This window comes from Marinifilum sp. JC120, assembly GCA_004923195.1.
Taxonomy (GTDB): domain Bacteria; phylum Desulfobacterota; class Desulfovibrionia; order Desulfovibrionales; family Desulfovibrionaceae; genus Maridesulfovibrio.
On the sequence record RDSB01000020.1, the window covers coordinates 68,405 to 90,844 of the forward strand.

17 protein-coding genes are annotated in these 22,440 nt (G+C 49.0%); all 17 read right to left on the reverse strand.

From position 1 onward, the window contains the following. Positions 1-137 precede the first annotated feature (137 nt). Positions 138-2,774, reverse strand: a complete 2,637-nt coding sequence (locus D0S45_17070) for a hypothetical protein (protein ID TIH12862.1) — start codon at positions 2,772-2,774, stop codon at positions 138-140. Next, positions 2,771-4,054: an extracellular solute-binding protein gene (locus tag D0S45_17075; GenBank protein TIH12863.1), complete on the reverse strand. Its 1,284-nt coding sequence runs from the start codon at positions 4,052-4,054 to the stop codon at positions 2,771-2,773. The genes D0S45_17070 and D0S45_17075 overlap by 4 nt, the downstream gene beginning before the upstream one ends. Further along, positions 4,051-5,955, reverse strand: coding sequence for a DUF3131 domain-containing protein (locus D0S45_17080; protein TIH12864.1), 1,905 nt, complete (start codon positions 5,953-5,955; stop codon positions 4,051-4,053). The genes D0S45_17075 and D0S45_17080 overlap by 4 nt, the downstream gene beginning before the upstream one ends. Further along, on the reverse strand, positions 5,952-7,358 hold the full coding sequence (locus D0S45_17085; GenBank protein TIH12865.1) for a DUF3131 domain-containing protein: 1,407 nt from the start codon (positions 7,356-7,358) through the stop codon (positions 5,952-5,954). The genes D0S45_17080 and D0S45_17085 overlap by 4 nt, the downstream gene beginning before the upstream one ends. 106 nt (positions 7,359-7,464) lie before the next feature. Continuing rightward, the gene (locus D0S45_17090; GenBank protein ID TIH12866.1) at positions 7,465-8,877 is read right to left on the reverse strand and encodes a DUF3131 domain-containing protein; all 1,413 of its coding nucleotides are present in this window, start codon (positions 8,875-8,877) and stop codon (positions 7,465-7,467) included. Next, entirely contained in the window at positions 8,874-10,619 is a 1,746-nt protein-coding gene (locus tag D0S45_17095; GenBank protein ID TIH12867.1) for a DUF3131 domain-containing protein, read from the reverse strand. The genes D0S45_17090 and D0S45_17095 overlap by 4 nt, the downstream gene beginning before the upstream one ends. Before the next feature lie 916 nt (positions 10,620-11,535). Beyond that, entirely contained in the window at positions 11,536-12,891 is a 1,356-nt protein-coding gene (locus D0S45_17100; GenBank protein ID TIH12868.1) for a DUF3131 domain-containing protein, read from the reverse strand. A 118-nt stretch (positions 12,892-13,009) separates the two neighbouring features. After that, positions 13,010-14,821, reverse strand: coding sequence for a glycosyltransferase (locus tag D0S45_17105; protein TIH12869.1), 1,812 nt, complete (start codon positions 14,819-14,821; stop codon positions 13,010-13,012). A gap of 6 nt (positions 14,822-14,827) precedes the next feature. Further along, on the reverse strand, positions 14,828-15,163 hold the full coding sequence (locus tag D0S45_17110) for an anti-sigma factor antagonist (protein TIH12870.1): 336 nt from the start codon (positions 15,161-15,163) through the stop codon (positions 14,828-14,830). A 14-nt stretch (positions 15,164-15,177) separates the two neighbouring features. Beyond that, positions 15,178-15,936, reverse strand: a complete 759-nt coding sequence (locus D0S45_17115) for a glycosyltransferase family 2 protein (GenBank protein TIH12871.1) — start codon at positions 15,934-15,936, stop codon at positions 15,178-15,180. Continuing rightward, a complete protein-coding gene (locus tag D0S45_17120; protein TIH12872.1) occupies positions 15,933-16,289 on the reverse strand; it encodes a 4-amino-4-deoxy-L-arabinose transferase in 357 nt (118 codons plus the stop codon). The genes D0S45_17115 and D0S45_17120 overlap by 4 nt, the downstream gene beginning before the upstream one ends. A gap of 3 nt (positions 16,290-16,292) precedes the next feature. Continuing rightward, the gene (locus D0S45_17125; GenBank protein TIH12873.1) at positions 16,293-16,643 is read right to left on the reverse strand and encodes a transporter; all 351 of its coding nucleotides are present in this window, start codon (positions 16,641-16,643) and stop codon (positions 16,293-16,295) included. Continuing rightward, on the reverse strand, positions 16,644-17,282 hold the full coding sequence (locus D0S45_17130; GenBank protein TIH12874.1) for an ATP-binding protein: 639 nt from the start codon (positions 17,280-17,282) through the stop codon (positions 16,644-16,646). Beyond that, a complete protein-coding gene (locus tag D0S45_17135) occupies positions 17,063-18,034 on the reverse strand; it encodes a metallophosphoesterase (GenBank protein ID TIH12875.1) in 972 nt (323 codons plus the stop codon). The genes D0S45_17130 and D0S45_17135 overlap by 220 nt, the downstream gene beginning before the upstream one ends. Beyond that, positions 18,031-19,182 (reverse strand): response regulator, encoded by a 1,152-nt coding sequence (locus D0S45_17140; protein ID TIH12876.1) that lies wholly within the window; start codon positions 19,180-19,182, stop codon positions 18,031-18,033. The genes D0S45_17135 and D0S45_17140 overlap by 4 nt, the downstream gene beginning before the upstream one ends. 172 nt (positions 19,183-19,354) lie before the next feature. Further along, positions 19,355-21,805 (reverse strand): PAS domain S-box protein, encoded by a 2,451-nt coding sequence (locus D0S45_17145; GenBank protein ID TIH12877.1) that lies wholly within the window; start codon positions 21,803-21,805, stop codon positions 19,355-19,357. A 4-nt stretch (positions 21,806-21,809) separates the two neighbouring features. Continuing rightward, the gene (locus tag D0S45_17150; protein ID TIH12878.1) at positions 21,810-22,208 is read right to left on the reverse strand and encodes a PAS domain S-box protein; all 399 of its coding nucleotides are present in this window, start codon (positions 22,206-22,208) and stop codon (positions 21,810-21,812) included. Positions 22,209-22,440 lie beyond the last annotated feature (232 nt).

The window sequence follows — 22,440 nt, forward strand, 5'->3', positions numbered from 1 at the left end:
CCAAAAAAACCATACGTAAAGAGAAAAGTATGCACCATGAGTGCAGAAACAAGCATACATGAAGAATTGGAGTGAGCAACGAAGGCAACGTAATCCACATTAAAAACAGAGCAAGACTTAGATTGTTATCCTGGAAACTATGGAACTTCACCCCACACCAAAGATGAATATTTTCCCTCAGCAGGAAGATTGCCACCTAGATCATTGCCGATGCTCAGTGATTTGAAAGTGGAAAGGGCAACCGGGGCGCATTTGCCACTATGATCTTTACCGTCAATGCTCAATTTAATCCCCCCGGCGTTCCATGAAACGTTTATTTCATGTATTGTTCCCTTCTTCCAATCCTTGATTTCCTGTCCGACTACGCAGGAAGGTTTGCCTTTTTCCCAGCGAATAAGTTGAAGAAAGTCTTGCGGGGTCTTTTCAAGATACATGGAGCCTCTATTCCAGTCCTGCCCATTGAAAGACAGCAACATCCGTTGCTGGCCGTCTCCGGCAGACCAGTCCGGGGTGAAAGTGAAGGAGACTTCACCGGAGACCGGGCCGGATGATTCATCCTTCGGTGCAACAGCAGTAAAGAATTGCTCGCGACCGGATACGAAACCTTCCCCTTTCATTGCTGATGTCCGTCTTCCCGACTGATCAAGATCGTACCAGTAAGTCGGCGAAGCCAGTCCGTTTTCATGCAGTTCAGATGATTGGGGTTCATTTATAGGCATCTGAAAAATCATCAGGTCATCATATTCTCCCGGAGCCGGGAATTTATTCTGATGATCCGCGCCAAGGTGCAAGGTCTTAAAGTCCGGCTGAAAAGGTTTCGGCAATCCGGTAATAGCGTACTGTTTTCCATCCACATAGAGAACAGCTTTCTTGCGTTCCCATACCAGAGTCAGCGTATGCCACTGCTTTGATAATTCAATTGGTGGTCCCTGAACCATGCCGCTGTAACCGTCTTTAAAGAAAATGGCCTGTAAGCGGTCATCAGAGGTCTGCTCCAGAAAAACCGATCCCTGATCCCATTTCGGACCTTTGCCCATGAAAAGCATGCGCTTGACTTTTTCGTCCTTCCATTGCGGAAAAATCCGAAAAGAAATTGCGCCTTCTCCGGCACGTGTCTTTTGCGCGAACCTGTAGCGCAACCTTGAGGCTGGTCCGGTTTTAAACGAATGCGGACCTGTCCGTTGGATGTCTTTGTTTTCAATAATCAAATTATCCGCCAGACCGGAAACAAGACTTGCCTTAACTCCTCCATTTGCTATGCCCTCATCGCCTTTGCGTAAATAATCCTGCATGCGTCCAGCATCATACTTAGTAGCCCGGATGGATTGAAAATGGACCAAAATGGGATTGGTCTTAACCCCTTCCTTAAAGTCTTTGTGCTGCTTAATAAGCCTGTTTTCCGAAAGCAGGGCCGGAACTTCCCCGCCGGGATCGGAGAAGAATTCATGGGCTTGAACCAGCCAGATGGTATCGTATTTGTCAGTCTCACCGCGCAGGTCCACATGGCTGAATGCCTGAATGATCCTAGGGTCACCATCATCAACAAAGTAGTAGGTAAACGGTTCGTATATCCATGGAGCACTAAGCACTACAGCTTCGCCGGGTTTGATATTTTCTTCAATGAACTTGGTCACCTCGCGCCATTGCTCTTTATCATAAGTTGTATAGTAGAGCCAAAGTCCGTGAGCTGTGGCAGCCAGAAACATGCCCACCACAGCCGAGCGCAGAAATATCGGCGCGAATCCGGACATGATCATCCCCAGAAACATGCAGAATCCGGGCAGAAACTGGATGGCGTAGCGTTCCACATAGATGGGTGAAAGAACTAACGAAATAGCAAAAGGCGTAAACACTGCGCCTAGAAACCAAAGGGCCAAAAAAAGTGCGCTTCGTGTTTCTGCCGGTATTTCGAGCGGTGTACTGAACCGTGTGCGCAGAGGCGGGATCAATTTAATTGCTGCAAATCCAAGCAGAACAAGTCCCGCAACTGCCAGAGGCAGTACTCCGCCTGCAAGCTGTATGAAAGTGCGCCATGCGGTAATATGGTCCGGGACCATGACCCATGAACCGGGGCCCTCCCCGCCCAATTTGGCCAGAACCTGCCGGACCAGAAAATACATCCATGGCCCGAACAGGACCAGTGCCCCGACATTCACGCCCACCCAATTTACGAATCGCTTAAACCGTTCACCGGGCCTGCCTGCCCAGTCCACAACATAATAAATTTGATGGAAGAGAATGATGAACACGGTGAAGGTATGGGTGTAGAGCATGAGAGAGACAGCTGCGGCGTAGTATATAAAATTGTATTTATCCTGCTTTTCTATAAACTTAAGCAGACCGTGACATGACATGAGGATAGCGCAGAGCAGCATTGTGTAGCTGCGTGCTTCCTGCGAAAAATTGATACCCATATAGGAAACCGCCAGAAATAACGCACCAAGCAGAGCACCATTGCGGTTCATCAATCTGTTACCGACCTTATAGGTCAGATAGACCGCCAGCACACCGAAAATGGCCGAGATCATGCGTAAGGCTGTTTCTGAGATACCGAAAATTTCAGTCCAGATATGCATGATGAAAAGATACAAAGGCGGGTGCACATCGCGGGCACAGTATTTTATGATTTCAGCGAAACTTTTTGTAGCATAGGCAACGGTTTGCCCTTCGTCGATCCACAAACTTTCGTCAGCAATGCCGTAAACACGCAAGACCGTAGCCAGCAGCAGGATTGCCCATAAAGTGTAGTCTGTTTTAATTTCAAGTTTTGTCATTGCATTATTCCATTCTCTATATCCAGTATCTTACGGGCAAACTTAAGCGTTTCCATGTCTGTTTTTAGTGCTTCTTTGAGCAGCTCGAGCATTTTGCTCGCTGTTGCGTACCAATTCTCCGGGGATTCGTTCAGTTCCAGCCCTCCTGGATCTTCCTTGCTGCGGGCGTAGAGTGCCCGGGCCGGTTCCGGGGACATACCGGGCAGATTCTCGCCGTATTGCTCGGCGGATTTGCGGGCAGGCAGGATGTATTTGTTTTTGAGGCGCATAAAATCGGCCCTTTCCGAGGTCAGGTGATGGAGTAGTTCAAGGGCCTGTTGTGGATGTTTAGTGCGTTTGTTGATTGCATAGCCGCGGGTCCAGATGTGGTTGACGCGGTGTGTTTCATGTCCCAGCATGGGTAGAAAACCGACAGTCACATGTTCCGGGTGTACCGGGAAGCCTACTCCCTTGGAAAGACTGAGCAAGTACCAGACGTAATTGCCGTTAATAGACATGCCCGCACGCCCGGAGCGGAATTCTCCCTCAGCCACAACATGGTCGAATTTGTCGTAATCAGGCTGATTCTCTTTTACCAGAATGGAGAATGTTTTGTAGGTGGCAATGTGAGCGGCAAGGCGATCTTCATCTTCCTGACCGTCCAGCACTATCTGAAGCAAGGTGTAATAAAACTTATAAAGATTAATCCCCTTGGAAGGGAAGATCAGCCCCTGAGTATTATGTTTCTTTTTTATGTAGCGGGTAGCGGCCACCAGCTCTTCAAGAGTTTGGGGCAAACCGGATTCCGGGAGCAGATCCTTGCGTCCGTAGAGGTATTGTACCCCGATGAGCGCAGGCAAACCGTATAATTCATTCCCGTATTTATAGCCAATTACAGCTGGTTGCAGGAAATCCATTTTTTCCCGGCGAGGAAGTGAGTCATACCATTTACCGATAGGCAAAAGTAACCCTTCCTGCGCGAAAGAGGCCGCCCAGCTTCCAGGCATTTCAATGATGTCCGGCTGTTCGGCTTTGGGATCACGCAGCATACGCAAGGCTTCTTCGTGGATGGTCCATTCGCTGTATTCCGGGATAACTTTAACCTTGATTTCCGGGTGGGTTTCCATGAAATCATTGATGGAGCCGATTTCTGTGCTGGTTTTATTAAAGCTTCGGTCAAAAACACGGTTCACATCCCCGTAAACGGTCAGCGTGACCGGATTTTCCTGAGTGGGAGATTTAGCGCAGCCTGTGAGCAGTATGAGAATAAACGCTAGAACCTGTAGCTGGTGAAATTTCATTGATTCCTCCTGTACATGGCGGCTTCAAGTATCAAGCCGTTTGTTTCAAGGGTTACGGCTTTATTGATTTCTCCGTTATCGTATTTCCCGGTCATGAATCCTTTTTCCGGGACTTGCAGGGTTGAAAGCTCCTGCACGAGTTTACGGGTGTAGGCTGTATTAAACAGAGCGTCCCAGCAGAACCCTGTTGCTGTGGAAGACCAAAACAGCGGTAGCGGTTTGTCTGAATATGGGCTGATGCACTGCCACTCGTTTTTTCCTCCGGAAGTGATTATCACGCTTTGTGCCACCCACGGACTTCGATCAATGCGTCCTGTATCAGCTGCGGTGAGCTTCCCTTTATTTTTGTATCGTGCAGCCTGAACTTCGTAGATGGAGCGGATCATGCGGTCCTGCTCGGAATCAGTCCTGCCCAGTTCCATGAGCATGAGTGTAAACGGGGTGGATGATATGGCCGGACCAGATTTATTAAACGGAACCTTGATCCCGTATATTTTCTTAAAACCGAGCTGCGGGCGGTAATCACGCACCTTCCACGCATCCAGATTCCAGAGTTTTAAAGCCTCGGCAGCGTATGACGGCAGACCGAATCCTGTTTCAGGTTGAAGCTGTTCCTTGTTTAAGTATACAGACAAGCTATTAATTATTCCGTCCTTGACCAGCCGCTCCGTACGCAAGCGTTGGAAGATTTTGTCGCAGGTGGATTTGAATTCGGGGTGTTCGTCAGCCGTCTTTTTTAGCCAGAGTAGCAAGCGGGCTATATCCGGCCCGTTCCAGCCGATTCCCGTTGATGAGGGCTTCTGGTCTTCTCCGACCATACGTGCCGAATCCGCAAAATAGAGTTTGTTGGGTAGCTCGTTATTGTAGAAATCCATAGAGGATAAAGTTTGAAGCATAAGTCCGGCCCGTTGCCGAAACTCAGCATCAGTGATGATTTCAAGACGATGGGCCGCATTGAGGGCCGCAAGAGAAGTTCCAATTTCCCAGACCGTGGTCATCGGGTACAGATCAAGACCGTTGTACAATCCGGTGGCGGGTTGGTAATTACGCTGAAAATACTTCCACGCGATACGCGCAGACCGCATGTATTGCTCGCTTACTGCGGTCTTTTTCTTTTGTGTCGAAGCCGCGTAGGAAGCTGCCGCTGCCGCGCTGCTGTGATCGTGGGGAACATCTTTTACATGAGATGGAACAGAGGGATTTTGACTCGGAATGGGGCGTGCCACCGGACTCTGCCCGATATTCTGTTCATTGAGTTTGCCGGAAGATTGCGGCTGCCCCCAGACGCCTTCAGAATATGGAATGACCGTAACCGGAGCTTCTGCACCGCCATCCATTTCATTCCAGATCTGGTCGGCGGTCATTTCGCGGCGTAGGCCCGGAGCGGGACGCTTGTAATGTTTAAGTCCGAAAAGTTTCCAAGTCGTGGAAAGCCGCCCTGCTTCCGGAGGCAGGTTCACTGCTGGTCCGGCAAATCCCGGCGACTGCCCTGCGCCCACTGCCGCAGGGCCGGAAGCCCCCAGCCTTGCCATTTCAAGCTGTTGGTCAAGGGTTGAGCGCACCTGTTGCCAGCTCATGCCTGCCCGGGCAAAACGTGCTGTTGCCATGCCCCAAGATTCATAAGCCCGTGCATTTCCGGCGTTTTCCGCTGCGCGGGAAGCCATAACAAAGACCAGACCGCTCACTTCGGGAGAAATACCGCGCAGGTTGCGGGCCAGATCATCCAGCAGCAAGGCTGACGGATCATATTTGCCGTTTTTATAGAGACCTACAGCTTCAGCAAAAGTCGGGCTTGAAACAAGCTGGCCCAGACCGTCAAAGGCTGCGTGGGCCGGATTTACAGTAGATGCCGCTAACATGAGCAGCATGAATATGGTTATGCGCAAGGACTTAAACATCATATGTCCTCCCTTTCCCTGCCCGGCAGGCAGCGGGGATAGTCGCTCATGGGTAATTCTTTACGCAGGTAAAAATCTATATAACTCGGTTCCTTGGCGACCCGCACCAAAGCTCCGTCCAGACGGTGCAATAGGGCCTCAAGGACCACCGCGTTTGTTTCCAGCACCATTACTTTATTGATCCGCCAGTTTTTTTCATAGCGGCCCTCAAACCAGCCGCGCCCTTCTTCAAAGAAACAGCAAGCTGCGGCAGCCATAATGAATTTTGTGTAATCCGTATCCCAGATGGACCACATGCCGAAAATTGCCCGGGTAGAAAACATTGCCAGATCATAATGCATCTCACCACCACGGGAGATGGTCGGCCAGAGCTTACCCTCGGCAGTGATAGTACCGATGACTGCATAGGGAGGTTTATCGACTCCGTTTTCGCTTCGGGCAGTCATGATCCCCTCACGACGGTAACGCTCTTCCTGAATCTCATAAATTCCACGGGCCAGATTGCAACGTTCAAGAGCGTCGTCCCCGCTATGATGTTCTTCCGGCACGCCCACATCCGAATATCCGAATTCCATTCCTTCAAGCAGAAACGGAGTCGAAGTAAGATAGACCGGAACCCCGGTAGTAATGGAATCGCGAGGGTCATAAGGAATTTTCCTGCCATATATTTCAATATAGCGAAGCGGAGAAGGCACAGAGGATTTCACATCAATACCCCACATTTCATAACCGCGTGCGGCGTAACCTTCCCAGCCCAACCGTCCTTCGTGGATGAATTCAGTCTTACCGTTCACGAACCGCCCACTGCGCAACGTACCGTCTTTGTCGATGACCATGCAAAAATTCCAGCGCAACACAGCGCGGTCTACACCTTCGGCAAAGAGGGGGTATTTTGTTTTCAACACCCGCAGCCAGATCAGAAGCCGCCCGATATCCATGGAGGAAAATCCGGCCTTGCCCGGTTTCATATCAAACCCGACCATGCGCCCGGTGTGTGAATTATAAATAAGATTGGGCAACTCCCCGGCGTAAAGTTCCATGGCATTGAGCCATTCCACCAGTTTACCCACCCGCTGACAGAACCGCCTTTCATCTAAAAGATCCATCTCGTGAGCAGAAATCAATGCCGAAAGATAAGCTGCAATTTCTCCAATGGACGTATAGGGATAGTTTTCCGCCGCATTAACCAGCCCGGTCTGCGGATTGTAATTTTTCTCAAAATATGTCCATGCCACCTCCGCAAACAATTGTCCGCGATCAGACAAACGATGGCAGTCTGTAAGCACAATATCTCCACGGTCATCGCCAAAGTCGAAACCGCATTTGACTGTCTCGTAAACAGCACCGCACCCTGCCAGCAGCATAAGCAGGCATAGCGAGAATATGACAATCGTCCGTTTTAGCATCTAATCTCCATTCAACACGGCGAAGCCCTAATAAAAGTTTTTGAAGAGTCCAGAGAAACTTTTTCCAAAAAGTTTCTTTGGCCCCCGGAGGGCCGCCGGAGGCATCCTATGGATCATACTTATGTATCGTAATATACGGCTGATACTTCCATGGCGGTAAGGCCTTGGAAGGCAGCGAGTTGTTTTCAAAAAACTTGTTCCAATAACTTTTTTTGTTACTGTACTTAAGCAGTTTGCCCTGCGCCTTGTAGAGCAGTATTTCCATGATTACCCCGTTCCCATTCATGGTGATGGCCCGGTTAATCTTGCCGGTCTTTTCGTACCGGCCCACGTAAAATCCTTTGCCCGGCTCGAACATGGTTGAGGCTACCTCGGCTAAAAGATCAGTGTAATCAGACTTGAAAAGCACCCACAGCCCGAGGGCTGCCTTGGTGTTCAGGCAAGCAAGCTCAGGCATGGCCTTACCTTCGTGGCTCATGGTCGCATAGGGAATACCGTGCCCGAGGATGGTGTCGTAGACAAAATACGGGGCCTGATCCACGGCATCCTCGGTCTTGGCAGTGAGGATTCCGGTATTAAGGAACCGCCCTTCCTGCGCTTTGTAGACCGCCCATGCAAACTTGGCCTGCATGGGATCGGTATGCTTATGCACGTTGGTGTTATGATTTTCAGGCAAGTCCCAATTGTGTTCAATGCCGTCGAGTACGAAATTTTCAGTAACCACAAAATTCGGAGCATGCTCGTTTTCAGGATCACGGGCATCAAAGGGAATGGGCACACCGTAAATGGTGACAGTAGAATAAGGATGGATCTTGGAGGCGGCGGTAGTGTCCGCTCCCCAAAGCCCGAATCCGCGTGCGGCGTATTCCTCGTAACCGAGCCGTCCTTCAGCGTAATGGATAAGGTTGTTCTCATCGCGCTGGTAGTAACTGGCTCCGAACATGGTTCCGTTGCGGTCCATGAGCTTGGTCCAATTCCAGCGCATTACCGCGCGGTCAATCTGTTCCGCATATTCGGGGTGACGTTCTTTGATGATACGTAACCATATGAGCAGCCTGCCAAGATCAAGAGCGGACCAGCCGAGCGCGCCGGGTTGATTTGACCAATCAACCATGGCTCCGTTGTCCGCACTATAAAACTGATTGGGCAGGTCGCCCCGGAAAAGTTCCATGACATTAAGCCATGAGATGATCTTGCGCATGCGCGAATCAAATTCTTTGTCATCAATTAGTCCCAGTTCATTGGCTGAAAGGATAGCCCCCATGTGTGCGGAAAGGTCCCACATGGTAAAAGGGGAATAATTGGGCTGTGCCCCGGCCAATCCGGTTTCAGGATTTACATTGTTCTGAAAGTAACTCCATGCGGTCTTGGCCCATTCCATTTCACGTTCAGTAAGCGGTCCTTGGCGTGGAATCTGGCGCGCGGCAGGCTTGATCTCCGCCATACATGTAGCGGCGGAACCGAGCAGCGCAATCAGCATGCTCAGGGTAAATATATATTTTATTCCCCGTAAAATCATGGGCGCGGCTCCGCTTTTCTGGTGTCCAGCATGGGCTGGAATTGCTGCTGGAATTTTGCCGGAGGCAGGCCTTGTGCTTCGAATGATTCCGCTTCAAGGGTTAGCTCCCAGTATCCGGGCTGGGAGGCAGGCTTGAAAAGCGGTCCGTTAAGAATAAAGGCCAGCGATTCAAGAATAACGGCATTGTCGTTCAGGGAAATGGCCTTATTGGTTGCGCCACCGTCTTCGTATGATCCGGCATACCAGCCTCCATACTGGTCAAAGAGCGAATTTACGGAATCCATAAGCAGGTCGGTGTACGGCCCTTCAAACATGGACCAGAGCTGGAAAGATGCACTGGTTGATATGCAAGCCTGCCCCGGCTGGGGATTGCCGGACTTATCCATGGTGGCGAATGGATCTCCCAGAGCGAAAACCGAATCGATCACAAAATATGGTGGACGATCAAGATTGTGAGCTGATCGTGCTGTGAGCATCCCTTCAACCTTGTAACGCGATTTCTGAACAGCGTAGAGTGCCTGGGCCAGTTGCAACGACTTTTGATCAACTTCCCAAGTTTCATAGTCGGTACCTTTCATGGGAATCAACCAATCGAACTCCATGCCGTCCAGCAACGGCGCAGTTGTGGTCACTGCTCCGGTCTGACGCGGCTCACCCTGCGGGCGCGGGATGGGTGAAATATGGGAGTAGCGGTTATCAAAGGGCAGCAGGATGTTGTTGACGGTAATTAAAGAAGTCTTGCCCGACTGTATCGAGGCATCAATTTTAAAACCCCAGAGAGCAAAACCCTTGGCTGCGTATTGCAGCTCTCCGAAACGGCCTTCACGGTATGAATGAAGCCCCCCGTCCCGATAATAGGAACCGTAAAGCAATCCATCGGCATCAATTAGTTTTCGGAAATTCCAACGCAGCACCGCGCGGTCAATGGCGGCAGCGTGGGTGGGAAATTCATTGCGCACAATACGCAGCAAGATCAACAAACGTCCGATATCGAGGGCTGAATGTCCGTCCTCTCCGGGCTGGCTGACTCCGTTCAGGGATTGCCCGGTACGTCCGCTATAGAAGGTGTTCGGCAACCCGAGTGAGTTGAGTTGCATCTTGTTAAGCCATGTAACCAGCTTGGTCATGCGTTCGTGAAATTCAATATCCGCCAGCACGCCGATCCGCTTAGCGCAAGTCAGTGCAGCGAGATATCCGGCTATATTATCCATAGTCAGGGTGTCACTGCCCACCGCACCCTGCGGAAGTCCTGTTTCCGGGAAAACCGTGCGGGTGAAGTAAGCCCATGCGTAGCTGGCCATTTCGTGCTGTTTTTCCGTCAGTTGTGCCGGTTCATTTTTGGACCAGAAAGAATTGGCAGAGACAGCTCGGCGCGGTTTGATTTCAGCAGTTGCAGTACGGTAAGCGAATGCATCACTTTTGCTGCTGTGCATGTAATTTTTACAGCCACAAACGAACAGCAACAAGACCATAAAAGCAAGTTTTGATGCGCTACGCGCTTTTTTGATGATCGCATTTCGCCTCCGGCGGGCAAAGGGGATAATCCCCTTTGCAATCCCTAAGGGTGGTGTCTGCGTATAATTTCTTTTGTTCATCATCAAAAATTCACCATTCCATATATCTTGGTCCCCATGGGGGCCTTGTTTTGCTCGGTTTGTCTCTTTTGCGTCCACTGTCCCGCCCAGTGAAAAATTCCCAGATGGCTTGAAGGTCAAAATTATAACCGAAGAAAATCGAGCCATCCATTAAGTCACCGTCCTTAGCATTGTTGCCCCAAGGAAAACCGTTGGGGGCATAACTTGAATAGGCTAGTATAAACCCGCCCGGAGACCAGTCGTAATATCCGAAACCGTAGGTAAAATCCGGGTCCCCGGCTGTGGTCTGGGACGAATCCGGGTACAGGTTGCCCTGCGCCCATGCACTGACATTTCCCCAGATTGGTATTGAAAAGCCAATCCCAAACCATTGTTTCCACCACTTACCCTGCTGATATTCCGGAGTCAGGTTGTAAGAGGTCCAACCTAAAATTCGGGCCTCATCATCCGGATGCAGCAAACGCACGATCTTTTCAGGAACCTCAAACCTGTAAGTAGTGGTGATGGTTCCCTGATTGAGGTCGGTGAAATCCTCCCCGGATTTGGGCGAAAGTCTGTTTCCGCCGTAATTAGAATATTCAATGGACAAAGTATCCGGAGCGTAATTTGCAACCCCGAAGCTGTAGCTGAAATCCGGTTCGTACCCCTGCTGGTAATTGGAGTCCGCGTACTGGTAAAAAGTCAGCCTACCGTAGTAAGGCGAGAGTCCGTTGAACCCGATGGTCTGGGTAAAGGACTGTTTGACAATTTCTTTGGGAGAATTGCCGTCCTTGTTGGACTGCTTTATACTTGTCACTGCCGTGGTGTAGCCCACGTTGATGGACATCTCCCGGGCCAGCACCTCACCGAACGAGCTTTTGCCATTAAATTTTTCCGTATCGATTTTAAAAGAACGTTCCAGCATGTCCCAGAAACTCCAGCCTTTTTCATCTGCTCCGTACAGTCTTTTCAAGCCCGGTTCAGGGATATCCTGCATGTAAAGGTCGGATGCGTGGCAGGGGGTGCAAAAAAAAAGCACCAGTAAAATTAGCCCTGTACACAACCTACCAATTCTCATTTTCGCCTAAAGCCCTCCTTTGCCCTGAATGCGCAGAAAGGGGCCGAATTTTTTGTAATAAAGGGTTTCCAGAATAATCCCATTGGTGTTGCAGGTATTGACCGCGTTCACCCGCCCGTCATCTTCATAGATTCCGGCGTAAAAGCCATTTTCCTCTGTTGTTAAAACTGAAATTTTATCAACCAGTTTTGCGGTGTAGTCTGTTTCGTATAAAGAATGCCACCCCAGCGCGCCTTTGGTGGAAAGGGTCCGCCAATCCGGGGACTGCATGCCTTCGGAGGTGATGCAGGCCCACTTTTTACCTTCGCCGTAAACCGTGTTGTAAACAAAGTACGGATCTTCACTGAGCGCGGTTTCAGTCACCGCAGTGAGGATGCCTTCATTCTCGTACCGTTTTTCCTGTGCAAGATAGATGCGGTAGGCAAATTCCCTTGAGTAATGATCAAAGCCGAATTCAATGCCGTCCAAAATATACGGTTCACTGAGCGCGTAGGTATGCGCCCCGAAAATAGCCGAGGTCCGCACATCCACCGGAACTTCCACACCTTCGATCTCCACCAGCCCGGTATAGTCGAGGTAATTGTAGGCCGCGCTGATGTCGAAACCGAGCAAGGCAAAAGATTTGGATACGTATTCCTCGTAACCAAGACGCCCTTCCTGATTCAGCTCTTCAGCTCCGTTTTTGTAGGTCACTCCGTAAAGCACTCCGTCTTTGAACATGCGGGTGTAATCCCAACGCGAGATTATTTTGCGCACTCGTGGGGTATATTCGCTGTACTCGTAAAGAATGACATTCAAAGGAACAAACAACCGACCGATATCAATGGCACTCCAGCCGGTCCCGGTTTCGGAAGGTTTGTTCTGGTAGTCGGTCATGGAAAGCGACTTGGTATCGTATGCTTTGTTGGGCAACTCTCCGTTATAAAGCGGAATGCGCTCAAGGGCGTCCAGGGCCTTTTCCATGCGGGTATGGAATTCTGCGTCTTCAATAATTTCCAGCCGGTGGGCCGAGATCAATCCCAGCAGATAGGATGCGGTATCCCAGAGAGTTGTGAAATGGAATCCGGCAACAGAATCAGCCAGCCCGGTATCAGCGTTATAGTTGGTCTCGAAATATTTCCAAGCTGTGCGAGCCATGGTCATTTCTTCAGAAGAAAGATTGCGCAGGGGCGGACGGGGAATATCTTCGGTGAATTCCACGGCGAGCACGGCCCGTCCGTTTTCGTCCGTCCCTGCTAGGGTACGTCTTTCCTGAATGTGACTTAGGTCCGTCAGGAAAAATATAATGAATCCGGTGCTGATCAAGCCCAGAATTACCGCGATCTGACTGCGCATTTCCATAATTTGTATTTTCAGGGTCATATTATGCCTCTGGCAGCCCTGCCGGGGGCCTTAAACCCTTTTTGTAAAAAGGGTTTAAAAATCCCAAAAAATTTTAGTAAGGCTTCGCCATGTAGGGTCTGAGATTGTACTTTGTTATTCATAACAGCCTACTCTCGTCTGTTTTCCATGTAGCGGCCCGAACAATTACCATCAGTGATGACATGTTCAGCATCGACCAGAATGTTGCGATGATAAAACCCAGCAGATCATATTCATAACCTAGGGCCATACGGCCCAGATACCAGATGATCCCGGCCACGTTCAGCGCGATTACAAATAGTTGCGGCCTGACCAGATCAAGCCGCGCTTCACTTGATCCTGTTTTAGGTGTGACCTTGAATTTGATGGTCTTGCCTATCAATACCGTCCAGATAGCCTTGATGTTCAGGGGGAAGAAGGCCACGTAATATTGCACGTTACGCAACGTGTTCACTCCCCAAGTTCCGAGCATAAAAGTGATCTGGCTGATCAACTGGAAGCTTAGAATATGAATGAAGAAATCAAGATCAAATCCTTTAACCGGAACCAAACCGGTAAAGTAAAAAATAGGCGGAGTGATCAGGAAAACCATCATCCAGAAAGCAGCAAAATATGAAAAAGTGGAAGCAAAATACATCATCCGCTGCCCTGTGTTCAGCCCTGGCAGAGTAGCCGGATTATCCCGGCGCAGCAGATCCAGAGTGCCTCCGGCATATTTGAAATTCTGGGTCAGGTAGGCCTCAAGATCTTGCGGGGAGAGCATTTTGGAAAGCACTTCCGCATGGTGGATGGATTTCCAGTCCCGACTACGGTCCGCATGCAGCAGCATGGAGGTGTAGATGTCTTCTGAGACGTGATATTTGTAGGGCGTAACCTCGGTATCGCTCATGAAGCCGCGCGCTGCACCCAGCCGGACTGCTTCGGCAAGTTCCGGGTCAGCCATATCTTTGCTGGCCTCGTTGGCGTGATTTTCCACTTCGTCCATATAACGCAGCAGAGCCGCGCGTAAAACAGCTTCGCGTCGATGTAATGACCCTGCTCCGCAGCAAAATGAAGCATTGTAATTCATACGCCGCCTCTGGATGCAGTCATAAAACATTCTTGGATCACTGCCGAAAATGTCTTTACCCACATGAATTTTGCCGATCATCCGTTCAATAAAAGCACCAAACTTGCCAACCCTTGAACCAAGCTTACGCTTAAGAAAAGATTCCAGACCTTCACCTTCGGGAATGTCGTAAAACCATTGCGGGGTCTGGACCCATGCCACGTCCGGGTCGCGGAAATATCCCATGGTCCGTTCAAGAAATTGCGGGAAAGGACGAGTATCGGCATCAAGAATTACGATAATGTCTCCATGGGTCATCTCCATGGCGTTACGCAGGTTCCCGGCCTTAAAGCCCCGGTTATCCGTGCGGGTAATATAATTGACACCCTCTTCTATTGCCACTGCGCGCATTTCCTCGCGTTTGCCGTCATCCAGCACGTGAATTTTGATATCCGCCGGGTGGGGGTAGCTGACCTTCTTGGAGTCGCGGATGGAGTAGCGCACCAATTCGGGGTCTTCCGTGTAGGTGGGCAGGAAGATATCAATGCTTATGGGCCGATCTTCAGGCGGTCTTTCATTCTCGGCCATAATCTCGCTGATCATGGCCGGGATCGGTTTGATAGGTTCATCCTTGTGCGCCCAGAGGTTTACGATAAACAGAGCCGTGCTTAGGAAAGCCAGAGTCTCAGCCAAGGCCAGCGGAATTGAAAACCAAAGAGCTTCCGTGTTCAGGGAATAGAACCAGCGCCAGTGAAAATACCAGACGCCCATGGCAATGTTGATGGTCGCCAAATACTGGTACAGGAACTCCCGTCCCGCCGAAAACGGCACCGGGCGGTACGGTTTCCTGTGTTCATATTCCGAGAAGTAGAAATCTTTCATGGTCGATTAGTACCCTTCCAGTGCGTCCTTCTCGCAGGGGAAGCTTTGAAGAACTTTATCCAGTCTTGTGAGCCGCAACAGTTCTTCTACTTGCTCCTTTACGTCACATAACTTGATGTCCCCTTTTACACCGACCTGCCGCATTGCGGAGATGATTGCTCCAAGCCCGGAACTGTCGATGAAATCCACATTTTCCAAATTAAGCAATAAGCGCAGATTACCATCTTCAATTAGCTTGAGCAGAGTGTTTTTAAAATCAACAGCAGTGCTGGCATCAAGGCGATGGGTACCGGGCTTAATCACGCAGATGTCATTTACGTTTCTAATATCAACTTTCAGCATATCAATTTCTCCTCTTACAAATTCCTATGCAACATCCGAATGCGCATCACATCCATGAACATGCGGATTGAATCGCGCAACGGGTCCACTTTTGATCCTTCGGCATGTTCCCATTTAACGGGCACTTCTTCGATGCAGTATCCAAGCTTGCGGGCCAGAAAAAGCTGCTCCACATCAAAGCTGAACCCGTACAGCTTCTGCTTGTCGGCAATCTGGTGGGCCACCTCGTTGCGGAAGACTTTGAATCCGCACTGGGTGTCCTTGATGCCGCGAATAGCGAACAGTCCTACCACTGAGTTAAAGATGAAACTCATCAAATCGCGGTAAAAAGGTTTCTTTTCAACTTCCGATTCCGCCATACGCCTTGAGCCGATGGCGATATCGCAGCCCTGTTCGAGCACGGGCAAAAGCTTGTCGATTTCCCCAATGGGCGTGGATAGGTCGGCATCGGAAAAGAGCACGAATTTTCCTTTGGCGCGCAGCATGCCGCGGGCCACGGAAAAGCCTTTGCCTACATTTTTTACATTTTCCATAATGGCACTGACATTCTGCTCCTTCATCTCCTGATTGTAGATATCCACAGTCTTGACCACTTCGGTGGTCCAGTCCCGACTGCCGTCATCCACGATGATGATCTCGCTTCTATACGGTTGTCCGTCGAGGAACTCCTTTACCGTGTATAGAGTATCGGCAATGCGCTCCTGTTCGTTGTAGGCCGGGATGACCACTGAAAGGTAATATTCAAAGTTTTTATCGCTCATGAGAAACCTCATTTTTTTGCCGTGAAGACAACTCCTACCGATATTACCAGAATTCCGGCCCAACGTGTTGCGGAAATTGAGTCCCCGAACATCCACCAAGAGCCGATAGCCACCAGCACATAACCGGAACTAAGCAACGGGTAGGCATAACTGAGATCAAGGCGGCTTAAGACCGCCACCCATATCATCATAGCCAAGCCATATGAAACAAGACCGCCGAATACCCACGGTTGAAAGACAATGGCAAAAGCGGTCATGATGGATGGCTCGCCCAACGGGCCGAGCACGGTCATGCCCTTTTTCATGAAAAGCTGTCCCAAAACACCGAGAATTACTGAGCAGGCAACAAGAAGGTAAGATTTCATAGTCTAACTCCTTGAGATTAGGACTATGCCCAGTATGATGGTTGCAATGCCGATGTAGCGATGCATGGGAATTTCCTCTTTAAAAAAATATTTTGAGGCGATGGTTACCAGCACGTAGCCGAGGCTCATCATTGGATAGGCAAGGCTTAGCTCCATGCGAGAAAGAACCATGAGCCAGAGAAATGCCCCTAGTCCAAGGGCGGTGATTCCCATGAATATATGGATGTTTGCCGCGGCGGCGAGAACTGATTTACCCCCGGACATTTCTTCCTTAATCCGCACCGCCCCCAGTTTCTGGAAAATCTGGCCCAGAGTGGTCATGGTAACTGAGAGGACTACGAGCAGGTATTCCATTTATATATCCCCTTTGGGTGCAAATTGTTTTTCCATGGTCAGGATATTTCCGTCTTGTCTGCGTTCATATTTGACCGAGTCCATGACCTGCTTGATCAAAAATAGACCGTAGCCGCCTTCTTGCGGAACATCCAAATCAGGAGTTTGGATCAGTTCAAAATCAAAGCCAGGACCGGAATCCTCCACTTCAATAATCAATTTGATTCCATTTGAGATTAAACGCAGGGCAATGCTGGAATCCTTTGGAGAATTGCTATGCCGGATAGCGTTTGAGACTGCTTCTGAAACAGCAAGATCAATATCCTGCCCGGTTTTATTATCCATGGGCAGTATGGTCCTGCACTGCCTGACCATTTCTGCACTTATAGACAGGTTTTTCAAATCAGCACTGAACCGACGATTCATAAAAAATTGGCCGTTCATGATCTTCCCCCTGTACTGCGCAGGATATGGATAGTGATTTCCGGAGGACAATTGAATCGGGCCTGCACACCGGAACACCCGGCCCCGCGTGAGGTGTAACCGTGCATATTGCCATACTTCCATTTGCCGGTAGTCATGGTACGCGGACAATTGGCATGGGTGATGATGGGGATACCGCCCGGCAAACAGATCTGTCCGCCGTGAGTGTGTCCGCATAGGTAGAGGTCAACTTCCTGCTGCGCAGCTTCGGAGTACAGTTCCGGGGAATGACTGAGCAGTATGGTAGGCAGATTTTTTATTTTGGAACGAAAAGCACGTTTTAAGTCATGGGTACCATAAAAATGAGGATCATCCACCCCGGCAAGAAAGAGCTCGGCATCGTTGTATTTGATGACCTCACCCTCATTGAGCAGCATACGTACCCCACTTTCCTCAAGGTCCGGGATCTGTTCAATGAAATCGTGATTTCCCAGTATACCGTATACCCCGTGGGAAGCGTTTATCTGGGTAACTAGTCGGGACATGCCTATAGCGGATGGCTCATGGCTATAGTGGGTCAGCAAACGATAATCCCCGGTAAGCACACAGAGGTCACAACGCAAAGGGGCAATCATGGAAAATAAAGCCTCCCCGCCGTCAATGAAACCATCGATGTGGATGTCGGTCAGGTGCAGTATCCTAAGTTCGTCAAGCGGTTCCGGTAATCCGGGAATATAGACTTCATTTTTTACTATTTTAAAATCCAGACTGTTACGCCTGCCCCGTTCGCGCATCCTACTTAAGCGCAATGCCGTATCCACAAAATTTATGAATGTATCCAAATTTTCCAGATGAATGCGTCCGAACCCTTTGCCGTATATTGAAGCGGCATGGTCAACCTGCATCCTTAAACGTCGGGAGACAGTTTCTTCACCCATGCGCCGGGCCATAGAAGAATAAAGGTCGTACGGCAGGAAATTGGAACTCATGATTGTTCCTCGGAGAATTCAAGGCAGCACAGAGTTACATCATCTTGCAGGGGGTGATTATCGCCAAAGGCCAGCATTTCATTATAAATACAATCCAGCAGAGGTTTTGACCCTTCCCTGTTATGGTCAAGCACGCAGGATTCAAGGCGTGGTGATCCGAATTGCTCTCTACTTGGAGATTCATATTCTGAAATTCCGTCGGTGTAGCTGATGAGACGGTCTCCGGGAGAGAATGAGACGGTTTCCTGTTCAAAGGGAATACCTGCTCCGACCCCGATAACGCTCCCGCCTTTTTCAAGATGCTCAATACTCCCGTCTTTGCGCAATAGAAGTGGGGGAAGGTGTCCGGCACTGCTGTAGGTCAAAGTTTGTTCGGATTTACTGACCACTCCGTAGAACATGGTGAAATGTTTGTTCATCCGTTCAATAGGGAAGTCCGCATCCAGCTGCCGGAGCAGGTCAGACGGTGGAATAATCGTATTATGCTGCCCGGTGAAGTGGTCCGAACGCGAAAGAAGCCGCGCTACGGAAACAGCCGCCAAGGCGGCCGAAACACCGTGTCCGCTGATGTCCATGAGATAAAAAGCGGTGTGATTATCATCCAACTCCACTAGATTAAACATATCACCGCCCACATAGTCGCTCGGCTTAAACAGCCAGTTCAGGCAGACCCGGCCTAAAGAACAGCTCTTTTGCGGAAGAAAGCTGTGTTGGATGAATGCGGCGGCTGCAAGATCTTCCTTGATAATACGGGCTTTTTGTTTGTTTCCGGTAATCAATTTATGCTGTTTCAGCCCGGCGTTGATGACGCTGGTGATTGTGTCACGTTCCGCAGGCTTGGTCAGGAAGCGGAAAACATGTCCCTGATTGAGAGCTGTTACAGCAGCCTTGATATCCGCATGGCCGGTCAGAATTACCCCGATAGCGTCTTCATCCAGCTTTTCAATTTCCGCAAGGAATTCCAGCCCGTCCATATCCGGCATTTTAAGGTCGGATACAACAACGGGATACGGGCCGTTTTCTTTGAATAGTGCCAACCCTTTTTCGGGATGGTCGGCAGTATCAATTTTAAATTCTTTACGCAGCAGACTACGAAAGGAAGTGAGTATATTCGGGTCGTCGTCAACAAAGAGAATTCTGGGCTTCATCTGTGCAAACCTCAGCAAATCTGTATAGAGTTAAGCTTTGGTATGATAATAGTCTAAATTCTGGCAAAAGGTCTATTAAATAAATAATTTTTTAGGGTTAAGGCTATATTGAGGACATAGTAAGAAGCTCTCATTATTGACCGATACTCTTATAATACAGGACCTTGAGTAATTAACTGAGAGGCAGCCGGATTGTGAAAGTTGTACCTTCTCCTTGAAAGGACTCAAGGTCTATGGTTCCGCCATGCTTGCTAATTATAATGTCGTGGACAATAGCAAGCCCTTGCCCGCTGCCTTCTCCTACCCTTTTGGTAGTAAAAAATGGCTCGAATATTTTATCTTTGACCGATTCGGGAATACCGGCCCCGTCATCGCTTATGCTGATTAAAACCTCATCACCTTCCAAATATGTTGAAATAATTATTTTCCCGGTTTGACCTGAGCCTTCATATTTGTCTTTGATGGCATGTGCGGCGTTGACGATCATATTCAGTAGGACCTGATTTATATTGCCTTGAAAGCATTTTACCAACGGAATTTCTCCAAGCTGCATTTCTATTTTCGCAAAATACTTCCATTCATTGCGCGAAACCGCAGCCGTGGTGGTGATCAGATTATTAATGTCCGCGGGTTGTTTTTTCTGTTGTCCGGGATGTGAAAAATCTTTCATTGCCTGCACGATTCCGGCAACACGGCTGACTCCTTCTTGAGCTCGGTCGCATGATTCCGGAATTTCATTGACAATAAATCCAAGGTCTTCATCTTCCGCCATACGGTCCCGTTCATTCAGCAAATCCGGAAAAAGCCCGGCCTTGCGGCACTCATAAAGAATGCGACTATCCATTTCGTGGATTTTTAGGAAATCGGCAAATGCTTCCTTTTGAAAATGGACCGAGTTACCCACGTACTGAATGGGAGTGTTGATCTCGTGAGCGATGCCGGATGCCAGTCTGCCAATAGACTCAAGCTTGCGGGCCATTTCCAACTTGCGTTCAAGGTTTTTACGTTCTGAAATATCAAACAAAATTACCGCCAGATGTGGACGGGAACCTATGGTGATAGGCAACACATGGCGGGTAACGGGCAACGTGTGACTGTCATTACCGATTATCACGGTTTCTCTGGTTGATTCTGTTTCATACGATTTGGGGCAGATTTCTTCCTGATACTTACCTTGACTGGCAAAAATTCTATCGCAATTGCGGCCTACCATTTGCCCCCTTGCCAAACCGAACATGATTTCCGCTATTGTATTTGTTTCGGCAATAATCCTTTTTTCGAGGTCGATAATGAGAAAGGCAGCGGAAATTCCATCCAGTAAAGAACGTAACAATTCCCGGTTCTGGCGCATTTCCATTTCGGCTTTTTTGCGCTCAGCCACCTCCACGGTAAGTTCTTCGGTTTTGCGGGTCAGGTCAGCGGTGCGTTCATCAACCAATTGCTCTAACTGTTCGTTGAGCATCCGAAGCTGTCTTTCCTGTTCTTTACGTTCAGAAATATCACGCACAACAGCGGTGAACATGACGGCATCCGGGGTACGGATTTCATTGATTGAAAGGTCGATGGGAAGACGTGATCCATCCTTACGTACCGCCTCTATTTCCCTTCCGATTCCAATTACTTTTGGGATGCCTGTTTTTAGATAACGCCTGATAAAACTATCATGATTGGGTCGTAGCTCCGGGGGAACAAGGATTCGTACATTCTTTCCATCTAATTCACCGGGGTCGTAGCCGAAGATTTTTTCTGTAGCCGGGTTTACCGATAATATTTTTCCACTTGAATCAGCCGTAACAATGGCATCAATTACTCCGTTAAAAAGTGCGGAAAGCTTGGCCTCACGATCTTCAAGAGATTTCTGAGCCATTTTTTTTTCGGTGATGTCACTTTTGATAGCAATAAAGTTGCTGACCTTGCCCCGCCCATCAAGAACCGGGGTTATGCTCTGCTCTTCGTAGTATGTTTCCCCGTTTTTACGCCGATTTATAAGTTCTCCGGTCCATGATTTCCCGGCAAGGATTGTAGACCATAATTTTTTATAGAACGCAGGTGGTTGTTTTCCTGATTTGAGAATTTTCAGGGTTTTCCCGTATACTTCGTCGAAATTATATCCGGTCATGGAGGTGAAGGCTTTGTTAATCCAGTGCACCCGCCCTAAATTGTCCAGAATGACAATGGCATCGGCAGCAGCAGAAAGGGCGGCACCTTGAATTCGAAACTCAGCCAGTTCTTTTTCCTGTGACGAGTCACGGGCGATGATGATAGTTGTAGGTGGACCCTCCAGCGATTGGAGATATTGAACCTTAACAACAAAAGGGATGTTCTCGGGTCCGAATGTGTAATTTCCCTGTTGTGAGCTTTGATTGCGCAAAGCAACAGAAAGAGGATGGGCTTCTGGAGGAAGTTTCTGCTCCCGTTGGTAGAGTGGAAACAATTCTGTGACCGGTTTACCCATAATAAATATGCGTTTTAAGCCGATCAACCGTGCAAAGCTATCATTACACCATTTGGTATTACCTTGATCGTCGGTCCAAAGAATTGCCTCATCAATTGAGCTGAGCACTGCTTCAAGCCGCCCGATTACAGAACGGAGTTCTATAATCAGTTCATCCCTTCCTTTCATGGTATTAGCCTTCTTGCCGGAATGTTATCTGTGCAGCAAATGCTTTTCGGCCATCAATATTTCCGCTCAATATGTAATGGTCTGCAAGTACAACAGAACCGTCCTCTTTCACTATTTCAAGGTCGAGGTGCTGCCCCAGCAAGGATGCCTTTCCGGTTGATGCATAAGCCGAAAATCCTAATTGATGAGCATCGCGCAGGGCGGAAGGGATTATGGTCGTCAGCGATTTACCTATAAGGTCAGATTCGATCCAGCCGAATTCAGCTGTGAAAGGGCCGTTTATTGCTGTGATGATTCCGTTAATGTTCGCGACAATAACTGGCTGAGCAGTGGTGGCAATCAATTCTTCAAAGGTCATAATTTGTTCCTGTGTGTAGGATGGTTTTATAATTCTTTTAACCATGCCACAGGGGGAGGAATTATGACAAGAGGGAAGGTGGTTGCCCCCAATAATATGTTGCCTACCTCTAAGACGGATTTAAGCAACTTGAAATGCTACACAAAAAACGGACACCCCATTTTTAGGTTAAGCAGCTAGTTGTTGTTTATGGTAATAGTCCTGCTCAAATCGCTCCGGTGAGACATAGCCGATCCCAGCATGTCTGCGTTTCCTGTTATAAAAAATTTCAAGATAG

Coding starts and splice junctions, on each gene's coding strand:
- D0S45_17115 (TIH12871.1), bottom strand. CDS start 15,936: ATGAGGTTTCTCATGAGCGATAAAAACTTTGAATATTACCTTTCAGTG.
- D0S45_17080 (TIH12864.1), bottom strand. CDS start 5,955: ATGATGTTTAAGTCCTTGCGCATAACCATATTCATGCTGCTCATGTTA.
- D0S45_17140 (TIH12876.1), bottom strand. CDS start 19,182: ATGAAGCCCAGAATTCTCTTTGTTGACGACGACCCGAATATACTCACT.
- D0S45_17145 (TIH12877.1), bottom strand. CDS start 21,805: ATGAAAGGAAGGGATGAACTGATTATAGAACTCCGTTCTGTAATCGGG.
- D0S45_17075 (TIH12863.1), bottom strand. CDS start 4,054: ATGAAATTTCACCAGCTACAGGTTCTAGCGTTTATTCTCATACTGCTC.
- D0S45_17105 (TIH12869.1), bottom strand. CDS start 14,821: ATGAAAGATTTCTACTTCTCGGAATATGAACACAGGAAACCGTACCGC.
- D0S45_17120 (TIH12872.1), bottom strand. CDS start 16,289: ATGAAATCTTACCTTCTTGTTGCCTGCTCAGTAATTCTCGGTGTTTTG.
- D0S45_17095 (TIH12867.1), bottom strand. CDS start 10,619: ATGGCTCGATTTTCTTCGGTTATAATTTTGACCTTCAAGCCATCTGGG.
- D0S45_17085 (TIH12865.1), bottom strand. CDS start 7,358: ATGCTAAAACGGACGATTGTCATATTCTCGCTATGCCTGCTTATGCTG.
- D0S45_17070 (TIH12862.1), bottom strand. CDS start 2,774: ATGACAAAACTTGAAATTAAAACAGACTACACTTTATGGGCAATCCTG.
- D0S45_17130 (TIH12874.1), bottom strand. CDS start 17,282: ATGCGGACACACTCACGGCGGACAGATCTGTTTGCCGGGCGGTATCCC.
- D0S45_17110 (TIH12870.1), bottom strand. CDS start 15,163: ATGCTGAAAGTTGATATTAGAAACGTAAATGACATCTGCGTGATTAAG.
- D0S45_17150 (TIH12878.1), bottom strand. CDS start 22,208: ATGGTTAAAAGAATTATAAAACCATCCTACACACAGGAACAAATTATG.
- D0S45_17100 (TIH12868.1), bottom strand. CDS start 12,891: ATGACCCTGAAAATACAAATTATGGAAATGCGCAGTCAGATCGCGGTA.
- D0S45_17125 (TIH12873.1), bottom strand. CDS start 16,643: ATGGAATACCTGCTCGTAGTCCTCTCAGTTACCATGACCACTCTGGGC.
- D0S45_17135 (TIH12875.1), bottom strand. CDS start 18,034: ATGAGTTCCAATTTCCTGCCGTACGACCTTTATTCTTCTATGGCCCGG.
- D0S45_17090 (TIH12866.1), bottom strand. CDS start 8,877: ATGATTTTACGGGGAATAAAATATATATTTACCCTGAGCATGCTGATT.